The sequence below is a fragment of the Maritimibacter dapengensis genome, assembly GCF_019218265.1.
Lineage (GTDB): Bacteria > Pseudomonadota > Alphaproteobacteria > Rhodobacterales > Rhodobacteraceae > Maritimibacter > Maritimibacter dapengensis.
The window spans coordinates 816,984-839,288 of the sequence record NZ_JAHUZE010000002.1; the positions used below are offsets into that span (position 1 = coordinate 816,984).

Genomic DNA, 22,305 nt, shown 5'->3' on the forward strand with positions numbered 1-22,305 from the left:
CTCAGCTTCGGGCAGACGCAAGCGCGCTGAGGGCGGCGACAGGGTCGTCTTCGCCCCAGACCTCGTCTCCGAAACAGAAAAAATCCGTGACCGAGGTCAGGTCGCGCACGAGTGCTTCGGTCAGACCGCCTTCGGCCACCACGGGGACCTCGATCATCTCGCTCCACCATGCGAAAAGGTCGCGCTCGGCGACAGCGCCCGTGCCGAGATTGCTTTCCCCGACAGGTCCGAAGGCGATGTAATCCGCGCCCTGTTCGCCGGCGATCATCCCGTCATGGTTCGATGTCCCGCAAAACGCGCCGACAATCGGGTCGTTCCCAAGCTCCTTGCGGGCCTTGCGCACCTGTCGCGCGCCATCGGTGAAGTGCACCCCGTCCAGCCCGAGCTTTTCGACCAGCAGAAGGTGATCCGCGATCACAAGCGCGATGTCGCGGGCATGGGCCACTTCGCGGCAAGCATCGGCCGCGCGGGCGATCGTGTCTTCGTCGCGCGTCGCAAGTTCGAGCCGCAGACAGGCGACCTCGGTCGCGTCCAGCACGCGCGAAAGCTGATCGGGAAACACCGACAATTCGAATTGCGGCGGTGTCACGAGGTAGAGCTGCGGAAGTTCTGTATCGGCCATGTCGCGTCCCCGGTTGCGAGTCGCGACTTTCTACAAGTGTTTGGCGGGAATGGCTACTTTGCTGGCAAGTTGGCGGTGAAGGCGAGTGCCATGTCCAGAAGCCGGCGGCGTAGCGCATCATCCGCCAATGCCTCGCTCGTGACCGCGACGAAGCCGCCCATCTTGCGCTTGCCCATCATCATCGGCGTCACACCGTCGAGCGCTAGGGCCTCCGCCATCCGTTCCTTGCCCACCCGCATGAGCGCACCGCCCTCCGAGGCGCGGCGTACACCGCCAATCATGTTGCCGTCGCGCAGGAAACACAGGCCGCCGAACATCGCCTGTTCCGTGATCCCGGGTTCTCCTGCAAGGTCCGCACGGAGAAGCTCGGCCTCGCCTTCGTCAACTGCCATGCGATCCTCCTTGCCGCTCTGACCCGCTCAGATTAACACGGGCGCCATGTTGGACGAAGATGCAAACGGACCCCAGCCGACCTTCGTGCTGGTGCGACCGCAGATGGGCGAGAACATCGGCGCGGCGGCGCGCGCGATGCTGAATTTCGGGTTGGAGCGGATGCGGCTCGTCGATCCGCGTGACGGCTGGCCGAACCAGAAGGCCGTCGCGATGGCGTCCGGGGCCGGGCGCGTGCTCGACGGGGCAGGGGTGTTCGACGACCTCCCCGACGCGATCGCCGATTGCGACTACGTCTATGCGACCACCGCCCGCTCGCGCGAGCTGGCGAAACCGGTGCGCACCCCAGAACGCGCCATGGCCGAGGCACGGGCCATGCGGGCGGAGGGCAAGAAGGTCGCGGTGCTCTTCGGGCCGGAGCGCGCGGGGCTGGAAAATCACGATGTTTCAAGGGCCAACGCGATTATCACGGTGCCGGTCAACCCGGACTTCGCCTCGCTGAACCTCGCCCAATCCGTGCTTTTGACGGCTTACGAATACGGCCGCCAGACGCTCGATTACGACCATGACGTGATGAGCCTCGCCAAGACCGAGTTCGCGACGCAGGTCGAAGTTGAAGCGCTGGCGAAGCATTACGAAGAGCGGCTCGACGAGGTCGGCTATTTCTTCCCCGAGACCAAGGCCGCCGGCATGAAGATCGTCATGCGGAACATGTGGACGCGGCTCGCGCTGACGCGCGCTGACGTTCAGATGCTTCACGGCATGTTGCGGCAGGTGTTCCGCAAGCTGGGCTAGGTCAGGTGCGGCTCGCCCGCGCCGCCATGATCCAGACGACCACAAGGCCCGCCGAGAAAAGCGCGTTCAGGTTCGCCATCGTGACGCCGAACATCTCCCACGGGATCTCGTCGCAGCGCACCAGCGGGGCGTTCATGATCTGGTCGAGCAATTCGTCGGTCGACAGCCCGGTCGTGCCGCTGCCCGTGCAACTTGACGGCCCCTCCCAAAGGTCACGTTCGACGCCGGAGTGGTAGACACCGATCCCCGAGGTCACTGCGGCCGCAAGCGCGCCGAGCCATGCGAGCCATTTCTGGGATAGCCCGAGCGCGAGGCCGCCGATCAGGACCGCAGCGGCGTGCGGGTACCTCTGCCAGTAGCACATCTTGCAGGGCGCGTATCCGAGCGCCTGAAAAATGAAGGCACCGGCAAGCAGGGCAGCGGAACCGCCCAACGCGATCAGGACCAGGGTTTTCCAGCTCATCCGGGTCATAGGTATTTCACCACGTAAAAGCCCGCGACGAGCAGGACGACGAAGATCGTGAACATCAGGGCGAGACGGCGTTCGATGAAGTCGCGGATCGGCTCTCCGAACTTCCACAGAAGCCCGGCGACGACAAAGAAGCGCAGACCGCGCGCGACGATCGACGAGATCATGAAGACCCAGATGTTCAGACCCGTCGACCCCGACAGGATGGTGATGACCTTGTAGGGAAATGGCGTGACGCCCGCGATCAGGACCGCCCAGGGCCCGAATTCGTTGTATCGGGCCGCGAAGTCGTCGAACGCATGGGTCTTTCCGTAGAACTCGAGCACGGGCCGCCCGATGCTCTCGAAAGCGCCCCATCCGATGAAGTAGCCGAGCATCCCGCCCAGCACCGACGACACCAGAGCCACGCCCGCGATCAGGAAAGCGCGATGCGGTGTGGCGATGATCATCGGGATCATCAGGATGTCGGGTGGGATCGGGAAAACCGAGCTTTCGAGAAACGCGATCAGCGCAAGACCCCAAAGCGCGTGCGGCGATGCCGCAAGCGAAATGGTCCAATCATACAATCTTCTGATCATGCCCGACCCTTGTTTTTTGCCCAAGAACACCGAAACGCCCGAAGGGGTCAAGTGATTGCAGTGGACCGGGCGCGCCGACGGAGTAATCTGTGTGTGAACGGAAACGCGAGGCGCGTGACATGAAATGGCAAGGACGGCGCGGCAGCCGCAACATAGAGGACCGCAGGCGTGGTGGCGGGGGGCGTGCCAGTATCGGGATCGGCGGGCTGCTGATCATTCTGGCGATCGGCTACTTCACCGGGATCGACGTGACCCCACTTTTGACCGGGCAGGGCGACTCCACCTATTCCGGCGACGGCGAAATTACGGCAGCGGATGAGCAGGCGGGTGAATTCGTGTCGGTCGTGCTCGCCGACACCGAAGAGGTCTGGGCCGACATCTTCGCGCGGCAGGTGGACGGGCCGTACAATCCGCCCATCCTCGTTCTCTACAAAGGCGTGACGCAATCGCCCTGCGGCGGCGCATCCGGCGCGACCGGGCCGTTCTATTGCCCCGGCGACAACAAGGTCTATCTCGACACGTCGTTCTTCACGACCTTGTCCCAACGGCTCGGCGCGGGCGGGGATTTCGCGGCGGCCTATGTGGTGGCACATGAAGTCGCGCACCACGTTCAGGACGAGCTGGGCATTCTGGGGCAGGCCAACCAGATCCGGATGCAATCGTCACAGGAACAGTCGAACGCCATTTCCGTGCGGATCGAGCTTCAGGCGGATTGTTACTCCGGCATCTGGGCTCGACATGTCGAAGAGAAATTCGGAACCCTCGAGCGCGGCGACATTGCCGAGGCGATGAACGCCGCCAAGCAGATCGGCGACGACACGCTCCTGCGAAACGCAGGGCAGGTGCCGATGCCCCACAAGTTCACACACGGCACATCCGAGCAGCGGCAACGCTGGTTCGCGACGGGATACGAGAGCGGCGACCTGAGAAGTTGCGATACCTTCGGCACCGACGCGCTGTGATCCGTTGACCTCCGCGACCAGCGAGGCTAGAGCAAGCGTCGTGCCCGAGTGGCGGAATGGTAGACGCAGGGGATTCAAAATCCCCCGGTAGCAATACCGTGTGGGTTCGAGTCCCACCTCGGGCACCACATCAGGCGAATTGCATCAGACGCGCCGCGCGCGTTCACACCAAACGCGATTCGGGAGCGCTGCAATCCGTTTCTCATTCGATTCGTCCAAGGTTTCCCCGAATCCACGCGATTGGTTCAAAAATGCGAACGCTGCGGTCCGACTCGGGCGCGGTCGGCGGGAGATATCACAGGTTTTGCACTTGGTCCGGGGGCAGACGAATTGTTTCCGCACACGAAACAAAAACTACCTCGACGTGCGGAATTCCCTGTGCCTGACCTGCGAAAGACCCTCGCGGACCCTGTGTGGCATCGCTTCAGCGTCAAGCGTTGGTTTTGTCGCAGTCGGATTGGACGGGAATCTCGAAACAATCGCGCGGGGGTTCTCGCAGGCCGCCTTCGGGCAACCTGCCGTAGGGTAAGGTAAATAAGGCGAAACTGTGGTCGATTCCCCTAGAATCCTTTTGTCGGCGAAAAACCACTGATGTAGGGTCAACTTGCCCAACTGGGGGGCGATGTCTGAAGGCCACGGGGGCGGCCGCACACGAGAACTGCGATTCAACGCAGGGTAGAGGTGTCGGCCGACTGTCCGTGCGATAGTTGGGCAACCGGACTGATGGTCGATGGAACCGGGGGGTTCCTGATGGCCGCAGGTCCGTCGAACCCTTAGCGGTTCGCTCTTCCCGGTTTGGTGTTTGCGTTCTGATCAGGTGTGCGCCGCCCTTTCGTCATTCGGTGTCGCTCGAACCTGGAAAGGAACGAACGCTGAAGCAAGGGGCATAAAAGACATGGTGTCTTTGTTCGATCTTGACCTGTGTGTCGTCGCGACGTTCGCGGCGGCATTCTGCGTTTCTCTGATCCAGCCAAGCGTAATGAGCGATATCGCGACCCGCCGCATCGCGGCCGTGGCCGAAACCTTTACCCGTGACGCGGTCAACATGACCTCTGCCCGTCACGGATTTTTGCAAGGGAAACAGTGACATGACTTACCAAAACACGACCTCGCCCTGGACGCCGGTCGGCGATTACATCCTCGACTGGGACCTGAGGGGATCCGATGGCGGCGCTTCTCTGGCGTCGGCAAAGGGCGACCCGAACGTGTCCGTCACTGTTTCGACACCCAAGAACGGGGATCACGACCAGTTTGCGTTGTCGGGCGGCAAGCTCGTGTCCGACGATGTAACGAACGCCACGCAGACGATCGTGGATTTCGGCACCCTGGTCACCGATGTGAATTTCCAGATCGAAGATGTCGACCAGGGCCATGACTGGGACGACAAGGTCACGATCCTTGCCTACGACGAACACGGCAACCTCGTGGACGTCGACTTCGATATCCAGAGCGGTTCGGGCATTTCCCAGAGCGGCAGCATGGTCGAAGGCGGCGCGAACCCGGATGGAGGCACGTCGGGCGGCTCGACGAAAGACAACGTCACCGTGAAGGTCGCGGGTCCGGTGTCAAAGATCGTTATCGTCCACGACAACGGCTCTTCGGACAACGAATCCGGCGAAATCAAGATCACCGACATGGGTTTCAACGCGGTTCACACGCCCGAGATCGAACCTGACGGGATCGTGGAAAACGATGACGACGGCGACCTGATCGACGTGAATTACACAGGTGATCCCCATGGCGACCGTATCGACGCCAACGACGCGATCCTGCCGGGCGAAAGCGGCGATGACGATATCGTCTACGCGATGGGCGGCGACGACACGGTGCTCGCGGGCGCCGGGAATGACGAAGTCTATGCCGGGGCCGGCGACGATTACGTTGAAGGCGGCAGTGGCGACGACCTGATCCGGGGCGACAGCGAAACGCGCAACGGCGACGCCGGGTCGACCCGGGAGGTGTTCCAATGGGATCAGGCCCCCGGATATGGAGATGAGACGGATGCCGATGGGTCGTTTACCCAGAACACCGGCACTGTGAATGTCACCTATTCCGTCTACTACTCGAAGCATGACGCCGACATCGAGTTCGAGGACAACGCAGGCAATGTCTCGGGCATCGACACCGGCGACCTTGGCGCGGCCGATCAGTCCTCCGGCCTCGCGCTTGAAGGCGACGACAAATACGACGACGCGAAGGTGAAGCTGGCGTTCGATCAGGACGTGTCGAACGTCGCTTTCCGGATCAATGACGTGGACGTGGACTCCTCCGTCACGGTTTATGCCTATCTCGATGGCGTGCCGGTGGACGTCGACCTGACCGGCGGGTCCAAGGTTTCCGTGTCCGGCGACACCGCGACCGCGACGGGCGGCGACGCCGCCGCGACCGCGGACCAGAATTCCGTCCTCGTTTCCATCGCCGGCCCGGTCGATACGATCTATGTGAAACACGACATCGTCGGAAACGACACGAGCCACGTCCAGATCACCGACGTCTATTTCGACAGCGGCGTGTTCGACGATGATTGCCTGCCGGATGCCGCAGGCAACGACACGCTTCTCGGCGGTGAAGGCGAAGACACGATCTACGGCGAAGGCGGCGACGATATCATCGACGGCGGCGCGGATGACGACGTCCTTTATGGCGATCATGGCCTCGTCGACGGCGCCCCGGCAGAAACCATTCGCGAATCCTTCGAATGGTCGAAAGCACCCGGCTTCGGCAACGATCAGGACGCTGGCAACGTCACGCAAAACACCGGCAACATGGACGTCACCTTCACGGTTGTACATGAGGATTCCGGGGTGAAGTCCGTCTTCGAGACCGACGACCAGAATGTCTCGGGCATCGACACTGGCGGCGAAACCATCAACGATAACAGCTCGTTCGGGTCCGAAGCGGGGGGCAAACACAACGACTCCACATACCAGTTCGATTTCGCGGCCCCGGTCGAAAACGTCGACTTCCGCATCAATGACATAGACGGCGACGGTGTCGTCACCGTCAAAGCCTATGACGCTGACGGCAACCAGATCGACATCGACCTGACCGGCGGCTCCAAGCTGACCATGCTCGACACGGACGGTAAGTTCGGTGTCGATACGGCGGACAGCAAGGGCGGGTATGAGTCCGACAGCTCTGCCAATTACTCGCTCCACGTCGAAATCGCCGGCCCGGTGTCGAAAATCGTCATCGTTCACGATCAGAACGGCTACGACAATTCCGGCATCAACATCACCGACGTCTTCTTCGACACCACCGCAGGGACGTGCGTCCCGGACGACGAGGGCGACGATACGATCACCGGTGGCGCGGGGTCCGACACGATGTATGGCGAAGGCGGGGACGATACCTTCATCGTCACGGGCGGCGCCGATGCCGATGGCGATATCGTCACCGGCGGCAACGGTCCGGACGAGAACACCGACCACGACGTGCTCGACCTCACCGGCGCGGGCCGCGTGACCATCGACTCCTCGGATGATGCCAGCGACGCGGGCGCAATCACCGGCACCGTGACCTTCTCGAACGGCGAAATCCTGACCTTCAGCCAGATCGAAGAGATCATCACCGATGTCCAGAACGTCGATCCCGATGCGATGGACGATACCGTCACGCTCGATGAGGATTCCCCTGCGACCGTGATCCCGGTCCTGGCCAACGACAGCGACGCAGACGGCGACCCGCTCGAGGTGATCGGTGTCGGCCCGGCCACGAACGGGACCGCGACACTGAACCCGGACGGGACCGCGTCCTATGAGCCGAACGACGACTTCACCGGCACCGATACCTTCACCTACACCATTTCGGATGGTCAGGGCGGCACCGATACAGCGACCGTGACCATCAATGTCACCAACGTGAACGATGCGCCGGACGCGGTGGACGACGCAGCCGCGACGGACGAGGACAGCCCGGTCACGATCGACCTGACGGCGAACGACAGCGATCCCGACGGCGACGACCTCGAGATCCTCTCGGTCGACACGACCGGGACCAACGGGGTCGTGACCGTGAACCCGGACGACGACAGCGTGGTCTATGACCCGAATGGGGCCTACGAGGGCCTCGCGGAGGGCGAGACGGCAACCGACACCTTCACCTACACGGTGACCGACGGCAACGGCGGGACCGACGTGGCGAGCGTGACGGTGACGATCACCGGCGTGAACGACGCGCCGGACGCGGTGGACGACAGCCTGACCACCGACGAGGACACGCCGATTACCTTCAACCCGCTGGACAACGACAGCGACCCGGACGGCGACGACCTCGACATCCTGTCGGCGGACGTGGACCCGGCGCAGGGCAGCGTGGCCTTCGACCCGGAGACGGGCGAGATGACCTTCACCCCGGCGGACGACTTCACCGGGGCGGCGGAGATCACCTACACGATCACCGACGGCAACGGGGCGACGGACACGGCGACCATCACCATCGGTGTGGGCGCGGTGAACGATACGCCGGATGCGGTCGACGACGCGGCTGCGACGGACGAGGACAGCCCGGTCACGATCGACCTGACAGGAAACGACAGCGATCCCGACGGCGACGACCTGGAGATCCTCTCGGTCGACACGACCGGAACCAACGGGACTGTGACCGTGAACCCGGACGACGACAGCGTGGTCTACGACCCGAACGGAGCCTACGAGGGCCTCGCGGAGGGCGAGACGGCGACCGACACCTTCACCTACACTGTGACCGACGGCAACGGCGGGACCGACGTGGCGAGCGTGACGGTGACGATCACCGGCGTGAACGACGCGCCGGACGCGGTGGACGACAGCCTGACCACCGACGAGGACACGCCGATCACCTTCAACCCGCTGGACAACGACAGCGACCCGGACGGCGACGACCTCGACATCCTGTCGGCGGACGTGGACCCGGCGCAGGGCAGCGTGACCTTCGACCCGGAGACGGGCGAGATGACCTTCACCCCGGCGGACGATTTCACCGGGGCGGCGGAGATCACCTACACGATCACCGACGGCAACGGGGCGACGGACACAGCGACCATCACCATCGGCGTGGGCGCGGTGAACGACGCGCCGGATGCGGTGGACGATGCGGCTTCGACGGATGAAGACACGTCGATCATCGTGGATGTCCTGGCCAACGATTCCGACCCGGAAGGTGACGATCTGGAGGTGACGGATGTCGGGACGCCGTCGAACGGCACGGCCGTGCTGCTTCCCGACGGGACGGTGGAATACACGCCGAACCCGGATTTCTACGGCACCGACACGTTCGACTACACAGTGACGGATGAAAACGGGGCGACCGATATTGCGACCGTGACCATCACGGTGGACCCGGTCAATGAGCTGGCGGCCAAAGACGATACCGCCGACACCGACGAGGATGTCTCGGTGATCATCGACGTCACCGCGAACGACAGCGACCCGGACGGTGACGACTTCGAGGTGACGGCGGTCGGCACGCCGTCCAACGGCACCGCAACGCTTCTGCCCGACGGCACGATCGAATACACGCCGAACCCGGATTTCAACGGGACGGATACGTTCGAATACACGATCACCGATGAGAACGGGGCCACGGATACGGCCACGGTCACGGTCAACATCGAGCCGGTCAACGATGCGCCGGATGCCAATGACGATGCGGTCACCACGGATGAAGACACTGCGGTGACCTTCGATCCGCGCGATAACGACGAGGACGTCGATGGCGATCCGCTGGACATTATCGACACCACCGAACCGTCGAACGGCACCGTGAGCGAAAACCCGGACGGGACGCTGACCTACACGCCTGACCCCGGTTTCGACGGGACCGATACGTTCGACTACACGGTGTCCGACGGCAACGGTGGCACCGATGTCGCGACCGTGACCATCGTGGTCGAACCCGACGTCGAACCGAACAGTGTGGATGCGGTGGACGACACGTATTCGATCGACCCGGATGTGGAGTTCATCAACATCAACGTGATCGAGAACGACAGCGACCCGGAAGGCGACGACTTCTCGGTGACGGAGGTCGGGACGCCAAGCCACGGAACCGCCGAACTTCAGCCGGATGGGACGGTGAATTACGCGCCAGAAGACGGCTACACCGGAACCGATACCTTCACCTACACGGTGACGGATGAATTCGGCGCCACCGATACGGCGACCGTGACGATCGAGGTCTGCATGGGCGGGGGCGAGGATCTTCCCCCGATCGCGGGCGATGATGAAGGGCGCACGCCGATCAACACGGCGGTGGTGATTCCGGTCCTTCTGAACGACATCGACCCGGATGGCGAAGATGCCGCGCTCGACGTCACGACGGCGACTTCGCCGGATGGCACGGTCGAGATCAACCCGGATGGAACGATCACCTTCACGCCGGCGACCGACTTCACCGGTCCGGCGACGATCGAATACACGATCACGGACGAAGACGGTCTCACCGACACGGCGACGGTCACAATCATGGTCAATGACGGCATCGTCGAAGGCTCCGACGGTGACGACGTCATCGACACGAGCTACACCGGCGACCCGGAAGGCGACATGGTCGATGCCGGAGACTCGATCTTCCCGCCGGTGGGCAGCGAAGACGACATCATCGAGGCCTATGATGGCGATGACGAGATCGAAGCCGGAAACGGCGACGACATCATCTATGCCGGTGAAGGCGATGATGACGTCGACGCGGGCGACGGTGACGACACCGTTTATGGTGGCGACGGGAACGATGTGGTCGACGGCGGGAACGGCGATGACGTCATCGACACGTCCGGCACCAACCCGGCCTCCGACTACGGCTTCACGCCGGGCGAGACCGTGGACAACTGGCCCTTCGCGCCCTTGACGCCGGCCGACCTCGTTCCCCTCGACGACGATCCGAATGACGACAAGGACGTGGTCGATGGCGGTGCTGGAAACGACACGATTTACACCGGCGACGATGCCGATGTGATCGACGGCGGTTCCGGCGACGATACGATTGACGGCGGTCTCGACGACGACGACATCGACGGTGGTACGGGTGACGACTTCATCATCGGCGGGCATGGCTCGGACGACATCGACGGCGGCGACGGCGACGATGTGATCTGGGGCGGTCTCGGCCCGGACGAGGACGATCTTCTCAACATCGAGGATGATGCCAACCCTGTCGACGATTACGGCGATGCGGACGACAACGATCCGGACAGCCCGATCCCGACCTTCCTCGATCCGCGACCGGAGAACGGCATCGACACCATCCACGGTGGCGAAGGCAACGACACGATCTACGGTCAGGACGACGACGATGTCCTCTACGGTGACGAAGGCGATGACACCATCGACGGCGGCATCGACGACGACATGATCTACGGTGGCCTCGGCAACGACGTTCTCATCGGCGGCAAGGGCAACGACTACATCGACGCGGGCGACGGCATCCTGCCGGGTGTCGAAGACGATGGCGTCGACACAGGCGAGGGCGGCGATGATCGCGATACCTTCGTCAACTTCGGTCAGGGCGACACGGTCGACGGCGGCGAAGGCGGCGACGACTGGGATACGCTCAACCTCATCGGGTCCGCTCCGACGGGCGGTTCGCTCAAGGTCGATCTCAGCGCCGACAACCCCGAGAACGGCGTCGTCGAATTCTTCGACGAGGACGGCAACTCGACCGGGACGATGGAGTTCTACAACATCGAGGAAATCGTGCCGTGCTTCACGCCGGGCACGCTCATTGCCACGCCCCGTGGCGAAGTGCCGGTCGAAAGACTGCGCGAAGGCGACCGTGTCATCACCCGTGACAACGGCATCCAGGAGATCCGCTGGATCGGGTCCAAGACGATGGATTGGCGCAGCCTGAACCAGAGCCAGCACCTCAAGCCGGTTCTGATCAAGGCGGGAAGCCTCGGTCACGGACTTCCGGAGCGCGACATGATGGTGTCGCCGAACCACCGGATGCTGGTCGCCAACGATCAGACCACCCTCTATTTCGACGAGCGTGAGGTTCTGGCCTCGGCCAAGCACCTCGTCGACAACAAGGGCGTCATGACCGTGGATGTGCGGGAGGTGAACTACATCCACTTCCTCTTCGATCACCACGAAGTGGTGCTCTCGGATGGCACGTGGTCTGAAAGCTTCCAGCCGGGCGATTACTCGCTGGCCGGGATCGGCAACGCGCAGCGTCAGGAATTGTTCGAGCTCTTCCCGGAACTCGAAACACGCGAAGGGATCGAGGACTTCACCTCGGCCCGCCGTATCCTGAAGAAACACGAAGCCCAAATGCTGGCCCGTGGTCTGAGAAAGTAATGCAGCGGCCCGGCGGAGCATGAGCTTCGCCGGACGATCCAACCTGAAAGGGGAGGGGCTGCCCCCGGGCGTGCGACGCCTGCACCCGACTGGGTCGTTTCAGATTGAAAGGCGGCCTCCCGGTTCATCCGGGAGGTCGTTTTCGTTCAGGCCGACACTGGCCGGCCATGCGCTTTCAGACGGAGAACGCCGCGAGCTCATGCCATTGTCTCGCCACATTCAACAATCGCCACCGTTGCGCCGATTGTTCACGCCTGTCGGAGGCCGTTCAGGCAAAGCCCTTCTTTTCATCGCAGATTAGGCGATTCTTTTCCGCGAGTTCCCACAGCGGAAAGCGCACCGCGGTCTGCGTCCGCTCATTCAGAAGAAGGCGGCAATGTGGCAAAATCTGTCAAATTTGCGGCAACCGCTCACGTGGACTTGGAAAACAAGGGGCTACGCGCAGGACCTCTGTGACGATTTTAAAGGTAAAGTTCATATTTCGGGCACCTTTGCCCCGTAGCTTGTTTCAGATGAATTCTTTTGTCTGCCACGTTTTCTGTCTGGACGTCTGCCATGCTGCATTTCCGCTCTCCCGCCGTCGATCGTGACCTCGACCCCGGCCTCGGTCTCGAAACCACCGAGAACGGCTCATCGCTTCTGACGACGTTCTCGCTCACCGGTTTGGCGCCGTCTGCCGTCGTGGATACGGCGCAGGGGTCGAAGCTCGCGAAGGATCTCGAAGCGGGTATGCAGGTCCTGACCCGCGACAATGGACATGCGACGATCCGTTGGGTCGGCGAAAGCATGTCGATCTACAGAAACGACGATGTGAACGCGCCGGATCACATGCGCGGCCCGGTGCGCGTCAAGGCCGGGGCATGGGGCACCGATCCAGAGGCAGGGAACCTCGTCCTGAACGCAGGCCATCGGCTCTTGGTCCGAAATCCGAAGAACGATCTCTATTTCGGCACGGACGAGGTGATTGCCAGTGTCGGCGATCTAACCCATCTTTCCGGCATCGACTACGTGCTCCGCTCGGTCATGCGGTTCAAGCATGTGCTTCTCGATACCCATGAACTGATCCGCGCGAACGGGATATGGATGGAAAGCTTCTCGCCGGAGATGTGGGCGATCCGCGTCGGTTTCCCCTCGGAATGGGAGGAGATCACCGAATGCGTTCCGCGCCTGCGTTACGAAAGCGGTGAAGCCAATTACATCGCGCCGCGCATGTCCCTGAACACGGGCGAGGCCCGGCTGATCGACGCGGTCTGACGCCTTCGTCCCGACCTGTACCCGACCGGCCTTAGGGGGTGTGCGGTGCGCCCGCCTCTTGTCGCCAGGATGCCCAGTCTTCCGGGGTGTCGAGGTCCAGTCTGGCATGGTCGTGGGGCAGGGGCACAGGCTTGAGCCGATCCTCGTTCGCATCCAACACCGACTTCGCCCCCGCGTCGCCTTCGAGTGACCGGAGCACCGAGAAATCCCGCGACGGGAACAACACCGGGTGTCCATGCACGCCGTCCGCCGTCGTGGCACGAAGGATGCGTTCTCCGTCGAATTCCGCGATCATGTGCTTGATGTCCTGCGTCGTTATGTTGGGCATGTCCGAGGGCAGGATAAGAACGCCCACCGCGCCCTCCGGCAGAGCATCGACTCCACATGCGATCGACCGCGCCATGCCTTCCGCAGCATCGGGCACGCCCACGACCGCGACAGGCCGTTCTTCGATCAGACGCCATCGGTCCGGCGAGGTTTCACGCGGAGGGAGCGTGACCAGAACCGGTTGACCGGTTCCGAGCGCCATGTCCACCCGGTCGAGCAGCAGGGGATATCCCTCTCTCACGTCTTCTTGCAGCTTGTCCCGGCCCCGCATCCGCGTGGACGCACCCGCGGCAAGAATCAGAACCGGGATAGCGAGCGGCGTCATTTTTCGGGAATCAGCCCGCGCGGGCTGAACCTGAGGACAAGGAGCATGATGAGCCCCATGGTAAGCAGACGCATATGCGCAGCGGAATCCAGGAGGTGGGCCTTGAGGGCCGATCCGTCCTCCATCCCGAGCGTGATGAAGCCCATGAGCGCCTGGCCCATCGGCTCGACCTGCACCCAGAAGAACCAGATGACGAAACCGCCCAGTACCGCGCCCCAGTTATTGCCGGACCCGCCGACAATCACCATGACCCAGACGAGGAAGGTATAGCGCAGCGGTTGATAGGACGCGGGCGTCAACTGACCGTCGAGCGTCGTCATCATCGCCCCGGCAAGCCCCACGACGGCCGAACCGAGCACGAAGACCTGCAAATGGCGCCGCGTGACATCCTTGCCCATCGCCTCGGCGGCAACTTCGTTGTCGCGGATCGCGCGCATCATCCGGCCCCAGGGCGACCGGAGCGCGGCCTCGCTTGCGGCGATGAGGATCAGAAGCACGACGAGGAAAAGCCCGGCATAGCCGAGTTTCACGACGATGGACGACGCGGTCACGGGGTCGGCCCCCCAGTTTTGCGCCCATGCCACGAAGCTGTCGCGCTGCTGGAGGCTGATTTCATAGGGCACCGGGCGGGGCAGGCCGTTCACGTTCTTCACGCCCCGCGCCAGCCAATCCTCGTTCTTGAGCATGGCGACGAGGATCTCCGAGATCCCCAGTGTCGCGATCGCAAGGTAATCGGACCGCAGACCCAACGCGGTCTTGCCGATCGCCCAGGCCGCAACCGCGGCGAGGGCACCGCCTACCGGCCAGGCGAGCAGAACCGGAAGCCCGAGCCCCCCGAGATATCCCGTCGCGGCCGGATTGATCGCCTCGATCTTCTGCACCGCCGGATCGAACACCGCGCGGTAGGCGAAGAACCCGACCACGAGAATTCCGATCAGGACCAGCGTGCGCAGCTTGCCGGGCGACATCCGCTTGTAGGAAAACACCGCGAGAATGATGACAGCCAGTCCCAGCAGAAGCGATGCGACAAGCTCACGCCCGGCAGCGCTCCACGCCGCGGAGACCGGCGGCATCGACGTCACGACCACACCAAGTCCGCCCAAAGCGATGAACCCCATGATCCCGACGTTGAAGAGGCCCGCGTAGCCCCATTGCATGTTCACCCCGAGCGCCATGATCGCCGAGACCAGACCCATATTCAGGATCGCGAGCGCGAGGTTCCAGCTCTGGAACATCCCCGTCCCGATGATCAGCAGGGCGACGAGAGCGAAAAGCGAGATATTGCGCCAGTTCATGCTCATACCGATTTCCCTTTGAAGAGGCCCGTGGGTCTGAACAGCAGCACGATCACGAGGATCGCGAAGGACACGGCGAATTTGTAATCCGTCCCAAGAAGCTGCAGCAAGCCGGAGGGTTCAAGGCTCTCGGGCGCGAGATATGTCACCACCTTCTTCCACGCATAAGTCACGAAAACCTCCGAAAACGCGATTACGAAACCACCCGCAATCGCCCCGAGCGGAGACCCCAGCCCGCCGACAATTGCCGAGGCGAAAATCGGCAGCAGAAGCTGGAAATAGGTGAAGGGTTTGAACGACTTGTCGAGCCCGTACAGCACGCCCGCGATGGTGGCGAGCGCGGCCACGATGATCCATGTGATCATCACGACACGCTCCGGGTTGATACCCGACAAAAGCGCCAGATCTTCATTGTCGGAATAGGCGCGCATGGATTTGCCGGTACGGGTGCGGTTGAGGAACCAGAACAGGGCGGCGACGACGATCGCAGCGGTCACGATCGTGATGCCCTGCGTCGTCTTGAACGCCAGCCCTTCCTCCAGCCCCGACCATTCGCGGAAGGCACGCGCGTTTATGATGAAACGTTCGCCGTCCGCAAAGCGCTGGTCCCCGGGGCCGATAATCAGGCGAACGACGCCGTTCAGCACGAACATCACACCGATCGAGGCCATGACCAGCACGATGGGCTTGGCTTTCACGCGCCGGTAATAACCGTAAACGATCTTGTCCGTGCCGAGCACGAGAAGCGCGGTGATCGCGATCCCGAAGGGCAGGGCGAGAAGCGCCGTTGGCAACACGCCGAAACTGATCCCCATCGACTGAAGGCCCCAGGTGATCAGGATCGTCGCCATCGTGCCGAAGGCCATCGTGTCACCATGCGCGAAGTTCGAAAACCGCAGGATACCATAAATCAGTGTCACGCCGAGCGCGCCGAGGGCAAGCTGGCTGCCATAGGCCGTGGCCGGGATGATGACGAAGTTGAGGAGCGCGACAATGGCGTTGATGACGTCCATCAGGTGGGTGCCTCGCAGGTAAGTTCGGTGCGTGTCGCCGTGTAGGGCGTCGTGTTGGTGTCGAGCGAATGGAGCAGCATCGGAACGCCGTCATCTGTTGCGTTGCCATCGACGATCAGCGTATGCGCCACGTCATCATGGATCCAGCTCCATGGGCCGAAAGCGCCGCCCGCATATCCGCGCGATGCGGCCTCTCCCACTTCGATGCGTCCGGCCCCGAGGTCATCCAGATCGACCGGGGCGAAGAGGAAGGTTAGCGACGCGCCGTCGTCCGAGGTGCAGACAAGCTCCATGCGCGCACCTTCGGCATGGGCGAAAGCCGGCGCGAGGATCAGGAGCGGGAGAGCCAGGGTGCGTTTCATGTCAGCCCCCCAGAAAGCTCTGACGCACTTCGGGATCGGCCAGAAGCTCCTTGCCGGTCCCGGTATGCGCATTCGCGCCCTGCACGAGCACGTAGCCCTTGTCGGCGATCTCGAGCGCCTGACGCGCGTTCTGTTCGACCATCAGAACGGGCAGCCCGGTGCGCGCGACCTCGATGATCCGGTCGAACAATTCGTCCATCACGATGGGCGACACGCCAGCGGTCGGCTCGTCCAGCATCAGAACCTTGGGCCGGGTCATCAGCGCACGGCCAACCGCGACCTGCTGTCGCTGCCCGCCGGACAACTCGCCCGCCGCCTGATACCGCTTTTCCTTCAGGATCGGGAACAGGTCATAGACCTGCGCCATGGTGCCAGAGATGTCGTCGGTGCGAATGAACGCCCCCATCTCGAGGTTCTCTTCCACCGTCATGGAGGTGAAGATGTTGTGGGTCTGGGGCACGAAACCCATGCCCTTCTTGACGCGATCCTGCGGGCTGAGATCGGTGATATCCTCACCATCCAGCCGCACGGTGCCCGAACGCACGTTGAGCATCCCGAAAAGCGCCTTCATGCCCGTCGACTTGCCGGCACCGTTCGGCCCGACGATCACGGCGATCTCGCCGGAATCCACCGCGATCGTGCAGTCGTGAAGGATGTCCGGCCCATTGCCATAGCCGCCCGTCATCGCCTCACCGATCAGGAACGGTCCACCGGGCGAGGGCCTTGCCTTGCCATGTTGCGGCCCCGGTACCAGCTCAGAGGTCGAGGACCTTGTGATGGAGCGGTCCTTGTTGCCGCGGTCGCCATAGGGGTCGCTCATCCGCCCACCTGCTCCTTGTTCTTCAAGCCAGTGCCGAGATACGCCTCGATCACGTGCTCGTTGGCCTTGATCTCGGCCAGCGTCCCTTCGGCGAGCACCGCGCCCTCGGCCATGCAGATGACCGGGTCGCACAGGCGCTCGATGAAATCCATGTCGTGCTCGATCACGACGAATGTATATCCGCGCTCTTCGTTCAACCGCTTGATCGCGTCGGCGATGGTGTAGAGCAGGGTGCGGTTCACGCCCGCGCCGACCTCGTCGAGAAAGACGATCTTGGCGTCCACCATCATCGTGCGTCCGAGTTCGAGCAGCTTCTTCTGCCCGCCCGACACCTGACCCGCGCGCAGATCGGCGATGTGTTCGATAGTCAGGAACTCCATCACCTCGTCGGCCTTGGCCTTGAGCGCGCGTTCCTCGTTGGCGATGCGTTTGCGGCCGAACCACGTGTCCCAAAGCCGTTCGCCCGCCTGATCGCCGGGAACCATCATCAGGTTCTCGCGGCAGGTCATCGACCCGAACTCATGCGCAATCTGGAACGTGCGCAACAGGCCTTTGTGAAAAAGCGTGTGTGGCGGCAGGCCGGTAATGTCCTCGCCGTCCATGAAGACGCGCCCGGAGGTCGGTTCAAGAACCCCGGCGATGACATTGAAAAGAGTGGTTTTTCCGGCCCCGTTCGGGCCGATCAAGCCGGTGATCGAGCCTGCCTCGATCGTCAGGCTCGCGCCGTCGACGGCATGAAAGCCGCCGAAATGCTTGTGCAGGTCTTCAACCGTGATCAAGCGTAGTCCCCCAAGGCTGTCCGTAAGCCGTATGTGGTGCAGCCCGGAGGTGAACTCCGGGCTGCGACCATTTCGATTGTCCCTCCGCGATCAGCGGAAAGTGACGGTCTCGTAAGCGCCGCCCTTGATCTCGTATTCCCGGTAGGAGCCAGCGGCCTCGCCCGGTCCCACGAGTTCCACGTTGGTCGCGCCGACATAGTCGATCTCGCCACCATCCGCCAGGATCTGAAGCGCCTTGCCAAGCTCGCCCGGCAGGATCGGCTCGCCCGGAGCGTTGGCCACGTCCATGATGTTGGCTGCGATGGCTTCCGAAGTTGCCTCGCCGCCCTTCATGGCCGCAAGTGCGAGCAGCGCGGCTGCGTCGTAGCTTTCACGGGTGAACGAGCTTTCGCCATTCACGCCAGCCGCATCGGTGATGGCTTTGAACGCGTCCGCGCCTTCGCCTTCCGACCACGGCACGGTGCCGTAAGAGCCTTCCATGTCGCCGCCAAGGTCCGCAAGGAGCGCGTCGGCATACATGCCGTCACCCATCACGAACGTGTCGAACGCGCCTGTGTCGAGCGAGGATTGGATTACGCCCTTGCCGCCCTGGTCGGCATAGCCGAGCACGACGAGCGCGTCGCCACCAGCGGAGGCGAGCGAACCGACTTCAGCCGAATAGTCGCCCTTGCCATCTTCGTGGGGAACGGTCGTGGTGATCGAGCCGCCCATGCCCTCGAACGCAGCGGCGAAGGCATCGGAGAAGCCCTTGCCGTAATCGTTGTTGGTGTAGGTCACGGCGACCGAGGTCACGCCCTTGTCCGTCAGGACCTGCGCGAGCACTTCACCCTGACGGGCATCCGACGGCGCGGTGCGGAAGAACAGGCCGTTGTCTTCGGCCGTCGAAAGCGCGGGCGAAGTCGAGGATGGCGAAATCATCGGAATACCGTTCGGCATCGCGACGTTGGCGAGCACGGCGGTCGAAGACCCCGAACAGGCCGCACCCACGATCGCCACGACACCGTCCGCGACGAGTTGTTCGGCGGCGGCGGTTGCGGCGGAGGCATCGACACAGGTCGTGTCGGCCTGCACCGGTGCGAGTGTCACACCCTCAAGGAAGTTGCCGGATTCGTTCACTTCCGTCATCGCCAGCGCGGCGCTGTCATACATCATCGGGGTGAGCGATTCGATCGGGCCGGTGAAGCCCAGAAGCACACCGATCTTCACTTCGCTAGAGTGGCTTGCTGCGAAAGCTCCCGGAGCGACAAGCGCGGTCGCGGCGGTTGCGAGAAGCAGTTTTTTCATTGGTTTTCTCCCATGTTGGAACAAGTTCCTGCCGACACTGTAACGTGGGTTTTACAAATGAAAAGAGGGGCAGCGCCCCGGTGTGCGGCTGACCCTTGGTCAAGCACGCGTGAAGCTGCGGCTATTCCGTCGTCTCGTCCGCTTCCGCGCCCTGCGATCCGCGCTCCCGATACGGGGTCGAACCGTATTGCGCCCTGTAGCATTTCGAGAAATGCGAAGGGCTCGTGAAGCCCGAGGCAAGCGCTACGTTGATCACGTTCATGTCGGTCTGCATCAGCAGGTTACGCGCTCTCCCGAGCCGAAGCTCCATGTAATAGCGCTTGGGCGATCTGTTCATGTAGCGGCGGAACAGGCGCTCGAGCTGGCGCGTCGACAACCCGACCTCGGCAGCAAGAGCCGCAGGCCGGATCGGCTCTTCGATATGCGTTTCCATCTTCTGAATGACCGCCGAAAGCTTCGGATGGCGTACCCCGATGCGGGTCGGCACGGAAAGCCGCTGCGTGTCGCGATCCGTGCGAATGGAGGTGTAGATTTGCTGATCTGCGACGGCGTTCGCGATTTCGGACCCATGGTCCCGAGCGATCAACGCCAGCATCAGGTCCATCGAAGCGGTGCCGCCGGCGGTCGTGATGATCTTTCCGTCAATCACGTAGATCGACTTCGTCAGGTCCACTTCCGGGAAAGCTTCGAGAAAGCCGTCGTGGTTTTCCCAGTGGATGGTCGCGCGTTTTTCGTCGAGCAGACCGGCCTTGGCGAGTGTATAGGCCGCCGTGCACAGGCCGGCGATGGTTACACCCCGGCGTGCTTCCCGGCGAAGCCAGGAAATGAGCTTCTGGCTGGTCGCCTTGGAAATGTTCGTGCCACCGCAGAGAACGACCACGTCATTGTGCTGCAATTCCTCGAGATCGCCGTCCAGGATCACCGTGCTGCCGGCTGAACAGCTGGCCGTCTCTCCGCCTTCGCCGACGAGGGACCAGGAATAGGCATCGACACCAAGCTGACGATTGGCGAGCCGCAGAGCGTCGAGCGCGCCTGCGAAACTCAGGAGCGTGAACTCAGGCAGCATCACGAAAACAAAGCGCTTTTGCCTGGGCGTGTCGGGTCTTTCGGTCATCGTCATCTGTTGTCTGGAACTGTCGTCCGGCTTTCACCGCATTGTCCATTTGGACCATTTTTGAACCAGCGCGGCAAGAGCGCGGAGGTTTTGTTTTGCAACTCGCCGGGGGCGTCGGTATACACCCGATATTTTCAACGGGTGTTGCCGCTAACACCTTTGATGCAGACCACGGGGCGAACCCGTGGACCGGATGGAGCGAGACGATGACGGATTGGAACAAGTCAGCATGGCGCGAAAAGCCGCGCGTTCAGATGCCCGACTACACGGATCAGGCCGCACTGGCCGAGGTCGAGGCGCAGCTTTCCAAATATCCGCCGCTGGTCTTCGCCGGGGAAGCCCGCCGTCTGCGCGCTGAGCTGGCTGCGGCATCGCGTGGTGAGGCCTTCCTGCTTCAGGGCGGCGACTGCGCTGAGAGCTTCGCAGAATTCTCGGCCGACAACATCCGTGACACGTTCAAGGTCATGCTTCAGATGGCGATGGTCCTGACCTATGGCGCGAAAGTGCCGGTGGTGAAGGTGGGCCGCATGGCCGGGCAATTCGCAAAGCCGCGCTCGGCCCCGACCGAAACGGTTCAGGGCGTCGAGCTCCCGAGCTACCGGGGCGACATCATCAACGACCTCGATTTCACGGAAACGTCGCGCGTCCCGAACCCGCAGAAGATGCTGCACGCCTATACACAGTCGGCGGCGACGCTGAACCTCGTGCGGGCGTTTTCGACGGGCGGTTTCGCAGATATTCACCGGGTCCACGCCTGGACACTGGGGTTCACGGAAAGCGATGAAGCCGAGAAGTATCGGGATATGGCGAACCGTATCCAGGATGCGCTCGACTTCATGGGTGCCGCGGGCCTGACGTCTGACGTGAACCACGAACTCTCCACTGTGGATTTCTACACCTCCCACGAAGCGCTTCTGCTGGAATACGAAGAGGCACTTGCGCGTCTCGATTCCACCTCCGGCCAGTGGGTCGCGGGCTCGGGTCACATGATCTGGATCGGCGACCGCACGCGGCAGCCGGACGGTGCGCATGTGGAATTCGCCCGTGGCGTGATCAACCCGATCGGGTTGAAATGCGGGCCGACGACCACGCCGGAGGACCTCAAGGTCCTGATGAACAAGCTCAACCCCAACAACGACGCGGGCCGCCTGACGCTGATCGCGCGGTTCGGAGCGGGCAAGGTGGCCGAGCATCTTCCGCGCCTGATCGAGACAGTTCAGGCCGAGGGCGCCAACGTGGTCTGGTCCTGCGACCCGATGCACGGCAACACGATCAAGTCGGAATCCGGTTACAAGACCCGGCCCTTCAATCAGGTGCTGTCGGAAGTGCAGGAGTTCTTCGCGGTGCACCGCGAGCATGGGACAATCCCGGGCGGCGTGCATTTCGAGATGACAGGCCAAGACGTCACCGAATGCACCGGCGGTGTCCGGGCGGTGACGGACGAGGATCTTTCCGATCGCTACCACACCGCTTGCGACCCGCGTCTGAACGCGTCGCAATCGCTTGAATTGGCGTTCCTCGTGGCCGAGGAATTGTCGAACAACGGGCGGCGCGACCAGGCGGTGGCATCAGCCTGACGAACGCGACACGATCACGTGGAAAACCCCGGTCTTGTGCCGGGGTTTTTTTTATTGAGGAGTCACAGA

Annotated in this window: 18 protein-coding genes and 1 tRNA gene; 7 read left to right on the forward strand and 12 right to left on the reverse strand. The window is 62.7% G+C overall.

Going from position 1 to position 22,305, the window contains the following annotated elements; translation table 11 throughout:
- Nucleotide 1: 1 nt before the first annotated feature.
- On the reverse strand, nucleotides 2-622 hold the full coding sequence (locus KJP28_RS10405; protein WP_218392478.1) for a thiamine phosphate synthase: 621 nt from the start codon (nucleotides 620-622) through the stop codon (nucleotides 2-4).
- A 53-nt stretch (nucleotides 623-675) separates the two neighbouring features.
- Nucleotides 676-1,014 (reverse strand): TfoX/Sxy family protein, encoded by a 339-nt coding sequence (locus tag KJP28_RS10410; protein ID WP_218392479.1) that lies wholly within the window; start codon nucleotides 1,012-1,014, stop codon nucleotides 676-678.
- 46 nt (nucleotides 1,015-1,060) lie between these two features.
- Between KJP28_RS10410 and KJP28_RS10415 the strand changes: the two genes are divergently transcribed.
- The gene (locus tag KJP28_RS10415) at nucleotides 1,061-1,807 is read left to right on the forward strand and encodes an RNA methyltransferase (protein WP_218392480.1); all 747 of its coding nucleotides are present in this window, start codon (nucleotides 1,061-1,063) and stop codon (nucleotides 1,805-1,807) included.
- Between the two features lies 1 nt (nucleotide 1,808).
- Here the strand turns inward: KJP28_RS10415 and KJP28_RS10420 are convergent, their stop codons facing one another.
- Nucleotides 1,809-2,270, reverse strand: a complete 462-nt coding sequence (locus tag KJP28_RS10420) for a disulfide bond formation protein B (RefSeq protein WP_218392857.1) — start codon at nucleotides 2,268-2,270, stop codon at nucleotides 1,809-1,811.
- Between the two features lie 5 nt (nucleotides 2,271-2,275).
- The gene (locus KJP28_RS10425) at nucleotides 2,276-2,854 is read right to left on the reverse strand and encodes a YqaA family protein (RefSeq protein ID WP_218392481.1); all 579 of its coding nucleotides are present in this window, start codon (nucleotides 2,852-2,854) and stop codon (nucleotides 2,276-2,278) included.
- 119 nt (nucleotides 2,855-2,973) lie between these two features.
- Here KJP28_RS10425 and ypfJ point away from each other — a divergent pair, with 119 nt between their 5' ends.
- The 5 genes from ypfJ to KJP28_RS10450 all read left to right on the forward strand — a co-directional run bounded on the left by ypfJ (nucleotide 2,974) and on the right by KJP28_RS10450 (nucleotide 13,340).
- Entirely contained in the window at nucleotides 2,974-3,816 is an 843-nt protein-coding gene (gene ypfJ / locus KJP28_RS10430; RefSeq protein WP_218392482.1) for a KPN_02809 family neutral zinc metallopeptidase, read from the forward strand.
- Between the two features lie 42 nt (nucleotides 3,817-3,858).
- Nucleotides 3,859-3,944: transfer RNA gene (locus tag KJP28_RS10435), tRNA-Leu, on the forward strand.
- A gap of 674 nt (nucleotides 3,945-4,618) precedes the next feature.
- Nucleotides 4,619-4,903, forward strand: coding sequence for a hypothetical protein (locus KJP28_RS10440; RefSeq protein WP_218392483.1), 285 nt, complete (start codon nucleotides 4,619-4,621; stop codon nucleotides 4,901-4,903).
- Nucleotide 4,904: 1 nt separating this feature from the next.
- Nucleotides 4,905-12,086 carry an Ig-like domain-containing protein gene (locus KJP28_RS10445; RefSeq protein WP_218392484.1) on the forward strand — a complete coding sequence of 2,394 codons (7,182 nt, stop codon included), beginning with the start codon at nucleotides 4,905-4,907 and terminating at the stop codon, nucleotides 12,084-12,086.
- A 555-nt stretch (nucleotides 12,087-12,641) separates the two neighbouring features.
- Nucleotides 12,642-13,340, forward strand: coding sequence for a Hint domain-containing protein (locus tag KJP28_RS10450; RefSeq protein ID WP_218392485.1), 699 nt, complete (start codon nucleotides 12,642-12,644; stop codon nucleotides 13,338-13,340).
- Between the two features lie 31 nt (nucleotides 13,341-13,371).
- On the opposite strand, the gene KJP28_RS10455 is transcribed toward KJP28_RS10450, so the two are convergent.
- From KJP28_RS10455 to KJP28_RS10490, 8 genes are all read right to left on the reverse strand, one after another.
- Nucleotides 13,372-13,992, reverse strand: coding sequence for a nucleotidyltransferase family protein (locus tag KJP28_RS10455; protein ID WP_218392486.1), 621 nt, complete (start codon nucleotides 13,990-13,992; stop codon nucleotides 13,372-13,374).
- Nucleotides 13,989-15,293, reverse strand: coding sequence for a branched-chain amino acid ABC transporter permease (locus tag KJP28_RS10460; protein ID WP_418887924.1), 1,305 nt, complete (start codon nucleotides 15,291-15,293; stop codon nucleotides 13,989-13,991). Before KJP28_RS10460 ends, KJP28_RS10455 begins: the two co-directional genes overlap by 4 nt.
- A complete protein-coding gene (locus tag KJP28_RS10465; protein WP_218392487.1) occupies nucleotides 15,290-16,300 on the reverse strand; it encodes a branched-chain amino acid ABC transporter permease in 1,011 nt (336 codons plus the stop codon). The genes KJP28_RS10460 and KJP28_RS10465 overlap by 4 nt, the downstream gene beginning before the upstream one ends.
- Nucleotides 16,300-16,662 (reverse strand): hypothetical protein, encoded by a 363-nt coding sequence (locus tag KJP28_RS10470; protein ID WP_218392488.1) that lies wholly within the window; start codon nucleotides 16,660-16,662, stop codon nucleotides 16,300-16,302. The genes KJP28_RS10465 and KJP28_RS10470 overlap by 1 nt, the downstream gene beginning before the upstream one ends.
- Before the next feature lies 1 nt (nucleotide 16,663).
- Nucleotides 16,664-17,482 (reverse strand): ABC transporter ATP-binding protein, encoded by an 819-nt coding sequence (locus tag KJP28_RS10475; RefSeq protein ID WP_218392489.1) that lies wholly within the window; start codon nucleotides 17,480-17,482, stop codon nucleotides 16,664-16,666.
- A complete protein-coding gene (locus KJP28_RS10480; protein WP_218392490.1) occupies nucleotides 17,479-18,261 on the reverse strand; it encodes an ABC transporter ATP-binding protein in 783 nt (260 codons plus the stop codon). Before KJP28_RS10480 ends, KJP28_RS10475 begins: the two co-directional genes overlap by 4 nt.
- A gap of 90 nt (nucleotides 18,262-18,351) precedes the next feature.
- Nucleotides 18,352-19,545: an ABC transporter substrate-binding protein gene (locus KJP28_RS10485; protein WP_218392491.1), complete on the reverse strand. Its 1,194-nt coding sequence runs from the start codon at nucleotides 19,543-19,545 to the stop codon at nucleotides 18,352-18,354.
- A 121-nt stretch (nucleotides 19,546-19,666) separates the two neighbouring features.
- On the reverse strand, nucleotides 19,667-20,665 hold the full coding sequence (locus tag KJP28_RS10490) for a GlxA family transcriptional regulator (RefSeq protein ID WP_218392492.1): 999 nt from the start codon (nucleotides 20,663-20,665) through the stop codon (nucleotides 19,667-19,669).
- Between the two features lie 200 nt (nucleotides 20,666-20,865).
- Here KJP28_RS10490 and KJP28_RS10495 point away from each other — a divergent pair, with 200 nt between their 5' ends.
- Nucleotides 20,866-22,236, forward strand: a complete 1,371-nt coding sequence (locus KJP28_RS10495; protein ID WP_218392493.1) for a class II 3-deoxy-7-phosphoheptulonate synthase — start codon at nucleotides 20,866-20,868, stop codon at nucleotides 22,234-22,236.
- The last annotated feature ends 69 nt before the right edge of the window (nucleotides 22,237-22,305 follow it).

Coding starts and splice junctions, on each gene's coding strand:
- KJP28_RS10405 (WP_218392478.1), bottom strand. CDS start 622: ATGGCCGATACAGAACTTCCGCAGCTCTACCTCGTGACACCGCCGCAA.
- KJP28_RS10410 (WP_218392479.1), bottom strand. CDS start 1,014: ATGGCAGTTGACGAAGGCGAGGCCGAGCTTCTCCGTGCGGACCTTGCA.
- KJP28_RS10415 (WP_218392480.1), top strand. CDS start 1,061: ATGTTGGACGAAGATGCAAACGGACCCCAGCCGACCTTCGTGCTGGTG.
- KJP28_RS10420 (WP_218392857.1), bottom strand. CDS start 2,270: ATGAGCTGGAAAACCCTGGTCCTGATCGCGTTGGGCGGTTCCGCTGCC.
- KJP28_RS10425 (WP_218392481.1), bottom strand. CDS start 2,854: ATGATCAGAAGATTGTATGATTGGACCATTTCGCTTGCGGCATCGCCG.
- ypfJ (WP_218392482.1), top strand. CDS start 2,974: ATGAAATGGCAAGGACGGCGCGGCAGCCGCAACATAGAGGACCGCAGG.
- KJP28_RS10445 (WP_218392484.1), top strand. CDS start 4,905: ATGACTTACCAAAACACGACCTCGCCCTGGACGCCGGTCGGCGATTAC.
- KJP28_RS10450 (WP_218392485.1), top strand. CDS start 12,642: ATGCTGCATTTCCGCTCTCCCGCCGTCGATCGTGACCTCGACCCCGGC.
- KJP28_RS10455 (WP_218392486.1), bottom strand. CDS start 13,992: ATGACGCCGCTCGCTATCCCGGTTCTGATTCTTGCCGCGGGTGCGTCC.
- KJP28_RS10460 (WP_418887924.1), bottom strand. CDS start 15,293: ATGAGCATGAACTGGCGCAATATCTCGCTTTTCGCTCTCGTCGCCCTG.
- KJP28_RS10465 (WP_218392487.1), bottom strand. CDS start 16,300: ATGGACGTCATCAACGCCATTGTCGCGCTCCTCAACTTCGTCATCATC.
- KJP28_RS10470 (WP_218392488.1), bottom strand. CDS start 16,662: ATGAAACGCACCCTGGCTCTCCCGCTCCTGATCCTCGCGCCGGCTTTC.
- KJP28_RS10475 (WP_218392489.1), bottom strand. CDS start 17,482: ATGAGCGACCCCTATGGCGACCGCGGCAACAAGGACCGCTCCATCACA.
- KJP28_RS10485 (WP_218392491.1), bottom strand. CDS start 19,545: ATGAAAAAACTGCTTCTCGCAACCGCCGCGACCGCGCTTGTCGCTCCG.
- KJP28_RS10490 (WP_218392492.1), bottom strand. CDS start 20,665: ATGACGATGACCGAAAGACCCGACACGCCCAGGCAAAAGCGCTTTGTT.
- KJP28_RS10495 (WP_218392493.1), top strand. CDS start 20,866: ATGACGGATTGGAACAAGTCAGCATGGCGCGAAAAGCCGCGCGTTCAG.